Source organism: Zobellia barbeyronii (assembly GCF_018603515.1).
Taxonomy (GTDB): domain Bacteria; phylum Bacteroidota; class Bacteroidia; order Flavobacteriales; family Flavobacteriaceae; genus Zobellia; species Zobellia barbeyronii.
In genome coordinates this window covers 1-4,324 of record NZ_JACATN010000014.1, presented here as the reverse complement: position 1 = coordinate 4,324, position 4,324 = coordinate 1, and the positions used below count along the sequence as shown (strand labels likewise).

At 35.0% G+C, this 4,324-nt stretch carries 4 protein-coding genes; all 4 read right to left on the bottom strand.

Translation table 11 applies throughout. From position 1 onward, the window contains the following. Positions 1-385: 385 nt before the first annotated feature. The gene (locus tag HW347_RS20475; protein ID WP_214613581.1) at positions 386-1,480 is read right to left on the bottom strand and encodes a serine hydrolase domain-containing protein; all 1,095 of its coding nucleotides are present in this window, start codon (positions 1,478-1,480) and stop codon (positions 386-388) included. Positions 1,481-1,709: 229 nt separating this feature from the next. Further along, positions 1,710-2,720: an amidohydrolase family protein gene (locus HW347_RS20470; RefSeq protein WP_214613580.1), complete on the bottom strand. Its 1,011-nt coding sequence runs from the start codon at positions 2,718-2,720 to the stop codon at positions 1,710-1,712. Positions 2,721-2,977: 257 nt separating this feature from the next. Next, complete coding sequence (locus HW347_RS20465) at positions 2,978-3,373, bottom strand: DUF4345 domain-containing protein (RefSeq protein ID WP_214613579.1); 396 nt, start codon at positions 3,371-3,373, stop codon at positions 2,978-2,980. A gap of 228 nt (positions 3,374-3,601) precedes the next feature. After that, entirely contained in the window at positions 3,602-4,126 is a 525-nt protein-coding gene (locus tag HW347_RS20460; protein WP_214613578.1) for a hypothetical protein, read from the bottom strand. Positions 4,127-4,324 lie beyond the last annotated feature (198 nt).

The window sequence follows — 4,324 nt, the reverse complement described above, 5'->3', positions numbered from 1 at the left end:
TATGCCCAGTTGTGTGTAGTTATCTAAAGTAGGTAGTAAAGTTGGCAAAAACAAAATAGCCTTAATTAAAGTCGCGGCATGCCCGGACCGTTGAGGGAAATGAGTGTTACGGGAGTCGTGAAAAAACAGCTATTCATGCAGTACGTGTTTTTTTGCAGCGGAGTAACACGGCCTTTAGGTCATTTCCCTCAACGTCTCGTATAAGAAACGTAGGGCAGTTAAAAAGCACTTTCGTTCCAGTTTATCACTTAGCTAAATATAAATATTTTGCTTTTACCTTTTTCTCTTAAATGCCAAATTTTATATTTAGCGGACTTTATTAATATTCACAGACCTTTCGATTTAACACAAACGCCCTATGTTTTTTATACATTGTTACCCTTTGTTATTTTTCGCTTATGAAGGTTGGTATAAAGATGTCATTCATAATAGGAAAAGCTAACTGAGCATCTTGCGAGTTATAAGCACCTCCTGTAAATATAGCGACCATATCAATCTCAGGAATTATAATGATATATTGTCCACCATTTCCACTAGCAGTTTTTGAAGCAGTTAATTTTTCATTTAGTTTAAACGGAATGTTCCACCATAAATATGCGTAATCGTTTCCTGAAATTTTTGTTTTCATTGTAGTAGATTCTATAACCCATTTTTCAGATATAATTTGCTTACCGTTCCACTTACCAGTGTTGAGTATCATTTGTCCAATTTTAGCCATATCACGAGATGTCATATATAATCGTTTTGCTGACGGGATAACCTTTTTATCAGAGGTATGTCCCCAATTCACATTGGTAATTCCCAATGGACTGAATAAATGTTTTTCTGCAAATTTGTCTATAGTCAATCCAGATGATTGACTAATTATTTCCGCCACTATAACTGTTCCAATAGAACAATAATTTGATTTTGTACCAGGTTCATTGACCATAGGTAAGTCAATTGCATATTGAAGCCAATCTTTTTTTCTGTATATTTTGTCTTCTTGTCCTTTTGAGTTTTTATCCCAATCATTGCAATCAAGTCCGCTCGACATAGTTAAAAGGTGTTTGATGGTAATCTTATCCTTTCTTTCATCAAGATTTTTATTCGCTTTAGGACTTTTGAGGTATTTTGAAATTGGGTCGTCTATGTTCTCGATAAATCCTTTGTCAATTGCGATTCCCATTAAAATTGACCTTATACTTTTTGTTGCAGAACGAAGGTCGTGAGGTTCGTTTGCAGAATGACCTTTAAAGTATTCCTCAATAATAAGCTGGTCATTTTTTATCAATAGAACGCTATGAATTTTGTTTTCCTTATGTTTTATTTGGTTGAAGAATTTATAAATTAATGTTGAGTCAATATTCTGCGATTTTAGATTATTTGTTTTCAATCCGTCACCAAGTTCTTTAGGTTGGGAATATGTGTAGGTATCTTGTCCGTAACAAAACTCACCTATGAACAAGGCTATAATTAATAATGGCACTATGTTTTTCATAATAAAGGGTAACGTCCAAGCTAAGCGTAGTGCGGTAGTAAGGAAACTTTTCGTTTCCGCCTGCGCACGAAGCTAAAGCTTATTGTTTAGTTTTATTTTTTCTTGTCCAAAGCTAAATCCATAAGATTTAGCGACCTTATAATTATACACAGACCTTTCGGTTTTGCCCTAAAGTCCGCATTACGTTTAGGCTTTGTTGTACACCGTTTTTCTTCGCTGCCTTTCTAATTTATTCAATAAAATCAAGTTTATTAGAAATTATTCTTTTCAATTCTTGTTCATTTAATCCAGCTCGCATTAATTCATTAAAATAATAATATGGCTCCAAGTCATTTTCGTTAGGCACCCAATCACTACCAAATATCCAATTTTCATTATCTAAGGTATGAAACCTATTAATGAAATTCCTTGTTTGATTTTCTAGTGTATCTCTTGAAATTGGATAATTTTTTTTATCTGATTCTGGTACTACAATTGCTGATAAATCTATGTATATTTTAGATTTATCGAGTTTATTTGAATTCAAAGCATCAATAATTGTAGTTAAAGCTGCATCGGTAGCGTCATCATATCCGCCCCAACCACCGGCATGAGCTAAAATCCAGGTAGTTTCAGGTGCGTATGGTATTATTTCATTAATTAGTATATCCATATCTTCTTTTCCAAATTCAGGGTTTCTCGTTCTACCATGCAACATTACATACATTGATGATGAATCTATGAGCTTGAGTAAATCCTGCATTTTTTTGATGTGGTTAGCGTTTCGATAGTCAAAATTCGAGTTGCCAAAATGAAGTTTGATACCATGAAATTTTCCTGAATCAACCCAATATCTAGATTCTTCAGCCGCATACTCGGCCAAAGGATTGATGCTAAAGAATCCATACATTTTTTCAGAACTAGAGACTTGGTGTGCTATGAATTCATTTTCACTTCTTGTTAATTTTCTTTGCGTTTCAATATCCAGTTCCATTTCGGGCATTCCTGCAAAGTATGCGCCAGATAAAACAACCGCACGATTAAATATGGTACTGTCTAAGGACTTTTCAATTTCGTTAGCATTTGAATGGGGCATCTTACCGTCAGGGCACATTAAAACTGTTCCGCATAGTTTTTCCATTTCTTTAGCCATTTCTTGAGAGGTGATATGAACATGGTAATCAATTCCGAAGTATTTTGGTGTTGAGCATGCCACAGCTAAAAAAGCAAAAAAAGTGAAATAAACATTTTTAAATCTCATGCGCTTCTTTAAAATTTACTGTTGCTTGAAAATGGTGTACAACGGTTGAGCTATGAACAGTACGGGAGCAAACTGGCGTTTGCTTTCCGCCATGCACATAGCGAAATCTTTTGGTTTTCTTTTTTTCTTTGTCCCGCAAAAAGCAAAATCCCAAAGATTTTGCGGACTTCATAAAAATACGCAAACCTTACGATTAAGCCCGAAACCCGTATTGTTTATAGGTTTTGTTATCTGCTGGCTTTTTTTGCGTCACAACCTTATTCAGCACTATATTTTTTGAGTTGATAGAAAGAAAATAGCCCAATAACTAATTCCGCTATTATTCCGAAAATATAACCTCCCGTAGGAAATCCATCCGCAACCATACTTATTGCTCGTCCAAATGCCAGAGTCAGCATAAACAATATATTCAATTGGGTAGCCTTTTTCCAATATTCGGGTTTCCATACTCCTAATAGCCATACGAGTGCAATTCCCAAATACAAGCACATTATAGCTTTCAACATATTTGAAAGGTCAATTGTTTGCACTTGAATGTCCAAGTGTTCAGGTAAAATTGATGGTGAGCCGTAAATTATTCCAGTTGGAATTACAATTGCCGCCGAAACGAGAAGGTGTAAATTCTTAAAAATCCAATTTATTTTGTCCTTCATATTTTTTAAATCCCAAATACAGATTATTATTTTATTTTTTCAGCTTGCAGATAACGGTTTAGCTAAGTGTAGTGCGGAAGTAAGGAAACTTTTCGTTTCCGACTTTGCACGAAGCTAAAGCTTATTGTTTTGCTTTTTCTTTTTTTGTCCGAAGCTAAATCCATAAGATTTAGCGACTTTATAAATATACACAGACCTTTCGGTTTTGCCCCAAAGTCCGCATTACGTTTAGGTTTTGTTGTGAGCTGGCTTTTTTCGGTACTTATGAAACAAATACAAACCTATTCCAAAAACTCCGACTCCAAATGAAATTAGGAATCCGAACTTTGATTTGGACTTGGATTCTTTAAAATCATACAATATTTCTCCATTTCTGTCAGCTATTTGGAAAACAGTAGGTTTAAACTCGTCCATTTGTTTTTCTTTTATCCAAACGGTAGCTTCCTTAGAATTTTTTAATTCCGTTGCTAACTTTTCGAACCTGGAATTATATCCACTCTGCCCTATATTCTTTATCAAAACATAGACACTCTCTGAAGATTTTAAAGTAAATTTCAACTCTGACTTAATACTGCTTCCACCTCTTGAGCTTTCAACACGATTATAGAAAGTTTTAACATCTGTAACTTCTCCACTTCTAGTTACTAATGAACTTTTAAAGGTAAAGAGAGTAGGTGCAAAAAAATAAAAAGCACATATTAAAGCAGTAATTCCAACAAACAATCCTTTCTCAGCGTAATATGCTCTGTCCATTTATTCTTTCAGCGTTATGTTTTTAGCTTGCTCACAACGGTCCGGGTATATCTTCCGGAAGGCGCAGCCTACCGAGTGGAAGATTGCTGTGACTTCTGGAATATATGCCCAGTTGTGTGTAGTTATCTAAAGTAGGTAGTAAAGTTGGCAAAAGCAAAACAGCCTTAATTAAAGTCGCGGCATGCCCGGACCGTTGAG